The 237-nt window shown below is 66.2% G+C and carries 1 protein-coding gene; it reads right to left on the bottom strand.

Annotated features, from left to right (window positions below; all coding sequences use genetic code 11):
- On the bottom strand, positions 1 to 237 hold a 237-nt coding region (locus ACQG3P_RS23320), incomplete at both ends, for a hypothetical protein (RefSeq protein WP_426806370.1).

Below are 237 nucleotides of genomic sequence, written 5' to 3'. Positions count from 1 at the left end.
CGGTGGCCTTGGGATCAAATGACGAGCGCTGCTGGCCGGTGTCGGCGTTGATCGCCTCCACGTGGTTGTGCGGGGTGCACACGTACAGCGTGTCCCCGATCTGCAAAGGGGTGTTCTGGTCTTCGGCACCGAAGCCGTCGCTCTGCGGCACATCGCCGGTATGAGCGGTCCCGGCCACCTGGAGCTGTGCGACATTGGCCGGGGTGATCTGGTCAAGCGCGGCGAAACGGGTGCCGG

Origin of the sequence: Stenotrophomonas sp. SrG, assembly GCF_050031795.1 — a bacterium.
GTDB classification, from domain to species: domain Bacteria; phylum Pseudomonadota; class Gammaproteobacteria; order Xanthomonadales; family Xanthomonadaceae; genus Stenotrophomonas; species Stenotrophomonas rhizophila_A.
This window is presented reverse-complemented; position numbering and strand designations above follow the sequence as displayed.